Here is a 4,860-nt window from a genome sequence, read left to right on the forward strand (position 1 = left end):
CCCCCCGAGGGGGCGCATTTTTCCTTGGGGCGGCCCGGCGGAAAAACAGGGCCCCCACGCTCGCTCACTGCGTGTAGCTCTCTGGCCCGCCGCCAAGCCGGGTCAGGCAGTGATTTCAGCCAGACCCCAACGCGGCTTCACGTCAAAGGTGTAGCCGTGCTGCAGGCTTTCCAGCCCTGCCTGCAGCCGCATGCCGGCCGCCAGCGCGATCATGGCGCCGTTGTCGGTGCACAAATGCATTTCGGGGTAATGCACCCGTATCCCCTTCTTCGCGCAGGCGGCATTGAGCTGTTCACGCAGCAAGGCATTGGCCCCCACGCCGCCGGCCACCACCAGCCGGGTCAGGCCGGTGTGCTCCAGCGCTTTCAACGATTTCTTGACCAGCACCTCCACAATGGCGGCCTGCGTCGAGGCCGCCAGGTCGGCTCGGGCCTGCTCCTCCATGGGCTCGCCGAGTTTTTTGGCTTGCGTCAGCACTGCGGTTTTCAGGCCGGAAAAAGAAAAATCAAGGTCGCCGCTGTGCAGCAGCGGCCGCGGCAACTTGAAGGCCTGGGCGTTACCCCCCCGCGCCAGCTTCGCCAGGTGCGGCCCACCCGGGTAAGGCAGACCCAGCAACTTGGCTGACTTGTCAAAAGCCTCGCCGGCGGCATCGTCGATGGTTTCGCCCAGCAGCTCGTAGCTGCCCACCCGGTCCACACGCATCAGCTGGGTGTGGCCGCCCGACACCAGCAGCGCCACAAAGGAAAATTCAGGCGGATCGGCGCTCAAGAAGGGCGAAAGCAAATGCCCCTCGAGATGATGCACGCCCATCACCGGCTTGCCCAGCGCCGCTGCCAGCGAGCAGGCCACGCCGGCACCCACCAGCAGCGCGCCCGCCAGGCCGGGGCCCCGCGTGTAGGCCACCACGTCCACGTCGGCCAGCGAACGCTGCGCCCGGCCCAGCACCTCGCTGATCAGCGGCAGCACGCGCCGGATGTGGTCGCGGCTGGCCAGTTCGGGCACCACGCCACCATAGGCCTGGTGCATGTCGATCTGGCTGTGCAACGCGTGCGCCAGCAAGGCTGGCACGCCCTGGCCTGAGGCGTCGACAAGCGCCACGCCGGTTTCGTCACAACTCGATTCAATTCCCAGTACAAGCATGGCGCCCAGTGTAAAGCGCCGTGTTCCGCCCGCCCCGGATCCGGGCCGGAAGCGGTGCGAGGCATGAATGTTGCTCGACAATGTCGACCCTCCTCCTTTGACTGAAACGATGAAATCCGGATTGAGCTTTCTGATTGCCGCCAGGCGCTGTGAAATCAACGACCTCGAGCAACTCACGCGCACCAGCGCGCTGGTCAACGTGATTGGCCGACTGGTCCATGCCTTGCAGAAGGAACGCGGCATCTCCAACGTGTTTCTGGGCTCGCAGGGCGCCCGGTTCGCCGCGCAGTTGCCCCGCCAGGTGCTTGATTGCCAGCAGGTCGAGAGCGAGTTGCGGGCCAGTTTCGACCACCTGGACACCGATGCCGGCCACCTGAACAACGGCGCACGGCTGTTCAGCCGCATTGCCTTTGTCCTGCATGAACTCGACGCCCTGCCCGACCTGAGGACCCGCATCCGCGCGCAGGCCGTGGCCGCGTCCGAGGTCACTGCGGCCTTTGTCAGGCTGATTGCCGGCCTGTTGGCGGTGGTGTTTGAGGCCGCCGACAGCGCCACCAACCCCGAGATCTCGCGTCTGCTGGTGGCCATGTTCAACTTCATGCAAGGCAAGGAGTTTGCCGGCCAGGAGCGGGCTTTCGGCGCAGCCACCTTTGCTTCGGGTCAGACCGACAACCAGCGGCAGCAGCAATGGCTGCACCTGATCCAGTCGCAGGAGCGTTGCGTACAGGTGTTCAGCGATTTTTCGACACCGGCGCTGCGCGAACTCTGGCAGACCAGCCAGGCCAGCGCCACGCTGGCAGACCTCGAACGCCTGCGCCGCATCGCCTGCTCGGTGGCAGCCGGCGCCCTCGACCCCAACCTGAGCCAGACCTGGTTTGACTGCTGCACCCACCGCATCGACGCGATGAAAAGCGTCGAGGATCAGTTGGCGGCCGAGCTGCTGCAGCTGTGCGAGCAGAAGATCGTGCAGGCCCGCGTCGAACTGCGCGACCACCAGATGATTCTCGCCGCGCTCACGGCGCAGGGCGGCTGCCTGCCCGCAGGAACAGGCCCGGCTGGTCCCACAGCCACGTCCTACGGGCCGCATCTGGACCGCTCCATTCTTGAGCTGGTCCAGGAACAGGCCAGCCGGCTGCAAGCCATGAGCGACGAACTCGAGACCGCCCGTGCCTCCCTCAACGAAAGAAAGCTCATCGAACGCGCCAAGGGCCTCCTGATGGCGCACCGCAAGCTCAGCGAGGAAGACGCCTACAAGATGCTCAGGCAAACCGCCATGAACCAGAACCGCCGGCTGACCGACGTGGCAGAGGCTGTTCTGGCCATGGCCGACTACCTGGCCGCCGACACGCCCTGATCCCGCCCGCCCCCGCACTGCGGACGCACTGCGTTTGTACGAGGCCGGTGCGCAGCCGCACCACGATGGCGCGCCCTCCGCCCGCCGCGAACCCTTCCCCGCCAACACCCGAACAAGCCGGTTTCACAGGCGCAAAGCGGCATTTGCGCTGCACTGCAACATGCTGGCACGGTTGCTGCTTAAGTTGATGCATCAACGGGCCAATGGCGGTCCGTTCAAGGTCAGCAACGACTTCCCCGGACAACGGCGTCCATTTCCAGCTTGCTTGCGCAGGTCCGAAATGGACGCCGTTTTCGTTTGCCGCTTTTGATTTCCGTTCCTCTGTTCTGTTCTGTCACTCAAGGAGTTCCACATGACACCAACTTCCCCCGCTCCAGGCACGCCGACCCGCCGCGACTTCATCCGCAAAGCCGGTGCACTGGGAGGCGCCGCCACCTTCGGCATTGGTAACCCCGGCGCCTGGGCGGCCGGCTCCGATGCGCCCGAGAAGAAGGAAGTCAAGATCGGCTTCATTCCGCTGACCGACTGCGCCAGCGTGGTCATGGCCTCCGTGCTCGGATTCGACAAGAAATATGGCGTCAAGATCATCCCCAGCAAGGAAGCCAGCTGGGCGGGCGTGCGCGACAAGCTGGTCAACGGCGAACTCGACATGTCACACGTGCTCTACGGCCTCATCTACGGCGTTCACGTCGGCGTCGGCGGACCCAAAAAAGACATGGCGGTGCTGATGGGACTGAACCGCAACGGCCAGGCCATCACCCTGTCAAAAGCACTGGCCGACAAAGGCGCGGTTGACGGCCCGTCGCTTGCGAAGGTCATGGCCAAAGAGAAGCGCGAATACACCTTTGCCGGCACCTTTCCCACCAGCACCCACACCATGTGGCTCAACTACTGGCTGGCCGCCTCCGGCATCAGCCCGGTCAGCGATGCCAAGGTCATCGTGGTGCCTCCGCCGCAGATGGTGGCCAACATGCGGGTGGGCAACATGGACGGCTTCTGCGTGGGCGAGCCCTGGGGCCAGCGCGCCATCATCGACAAGATCGGCGTCACGGCCATCACCACGCAGGACATCTGGAAGGACCATCCGGAGAAGGTGCTGGGTACACGCGCCGAATTCGTCAAAGCCAACCCCAACACCTGCCGGGCCGTGATGATGGCGATTCTGGAAGCCAGCAAATGGATCGATGCCAGTTTGCAGAACAAGATGAAGATGGCCGATACCGTGGCTGAAAAGTCCTATATCAACACCAGCGTGGATGCGATCAACCAGCGCATCCTGGGCCGCTACGAAAACGGCATGGGCAAAACCTGGGACGACCCCAACCACATGAAGTTCTTCGACGACGGGGCGGTCAACTTCCCCTACCTGTCCGATGGCATGTGGTTCCTGACGCAGCACAAGCGCTGGGGCCTGATCAAGGAGCATCCGGACTACCTGGCAGCGGCCAAACAGATCAACCAGATCGATCTCTACAAGGAAGTTGCCGGCGCCATGAAGGTCAGCGTGCCCAAGGATGTGATGCGGACCAGCAAACTGATGGATGGCACGGTCTGGGACGGCAAGGACCCGAAGAAATACGCGGACTCTTTCAAGGTGAAAGCGTGAACGGCGCGGCGAGGGGCCCCACGGAGTGGGGATCGACGCCCCGGAGAACGCTTTCAGCGGCCGAAACTACACACCCCCGATTCACGGGATCGCTGCTGAGGCAGCGGGCTTGATCAACTTACCCCCAGGAGATCCCCATGGTCAGTGCCGTCTTCCACAGCCCGCTCGAAGCTGCCGCCCCGGCAATCCGCAGCGGGGACACGCATCCCGCGCCGTCCGCTATGCCTTTGATAGCTGTTGGCGCCTACCCCACAAGGGCTACAGCCCAAAATGACATGAAAACCAGCCCTATGGCCCCGGCCACAGCCAAACCACCGCGAGACTTCTCCCCGCTCTGGCTGGGCATCCTGCCGCCGCTGCTGGGCATGGGTTTGCTGGTGCTGGTCTGGGAACTGGTGTCCATGGGCACCGGCGCCAGCATCCCCTCACCGAAAGACACCTTCATCCAGGCCGTCGAGATCTTCAGGGACCCGTTCTACAGCAAGGGCCCGAACGACCAGGGCGTGGGCTGGAACGTGTTGTCCTCGCTCAAGCGTGTGGCCATGGGTTTCGGCCTGGCGGCGGTGGTGGGCATTCCGGTGGGTTTCATGATTGGCCGCTTCACCTTCCTGAGCCGCATGTTCAACCCCCTGATCAGCCTGCTGCGCCCGGTCTCGCCGCTGGCCTGGCTGCCGATCGGCCTGCTGGTGTTCAAGGGCGCCGATCCGGCCGCCATCTGGACCATCTTCATCTGCTCGATCTGGCCCATGATCATCAACAC

Annotated in this window: 3 protein-coding genes and 1 pseudogene; 3 read left to right on the forward strand and 1 reads right to left on the reverse strand. The window is 64.1% G+C overall.

Annotation, left to right across the window (positions count from 1 at the left end):
* Window positions 1–102 precede the first annotated feature (102 nt).
* Window positions 103–1,140: a tRNA (adenosine(37)-N6)-threonylcarbamoyltransferase complex transferase subunit TsaD gene (gene tsaD, locus PSV33_RS02420; RefSeq protein ID WP_300558187.1), complete on the reverse strand. Its 1,038-nt coding sequence runs from the start codon at window positions 1,138–1,140 to the stop codon at window positions 103–105.
* A gap of 109 nt (window positions 1,141–1,249) precedes the next feature.
* On the opposite strand from tsaD, the gene PSV33_RS02425 reads away from it, so the two are divergent.
* From PSV33_RS02425 to PSV33_RS02435, 3 genes and pseudogenes are all read left to right on the forward strand, one after another.
* Window positions 1,250–2,494 (forward strand): nitrate regulatory protein, encoded by a 1,245-nt coding sequence (locus tag PSV33_RS02425; protein WP_300558189.1) that lies wholly within the window; start codon window positions 1,250–1,252, stop codon window positions 2,492–2,494.
* 352 nt (window positions 2,495–2,846) lie between these two features.
* Entirely contained in the window at window positions 2,847–4,100 is a 1,254-nt protein-coding gene (locus tag PSV33_RS02430) for an ABC transporter substrate-binding protein (protein ID WP_300558191.1), read from the forward strand.
* 137 nt (window positions 4,101–4,237) lie between these two features.
* Window positions 4,238–4,860: pseudogene (locus PSV33_RS02435) on the forward strand (nitrate ABC transporter, permease protein); the annotation flags it as partial.

The sequence above is a fragment of the Polaromonas sp. genome, assembly GCF_029945895.1.
Taxonomy (GTDB): Bacteria; Pseudomonadota; Gammaproteobacteria; order Burkholderiales; family Burkholderiaceae_C; genus Polaromonas.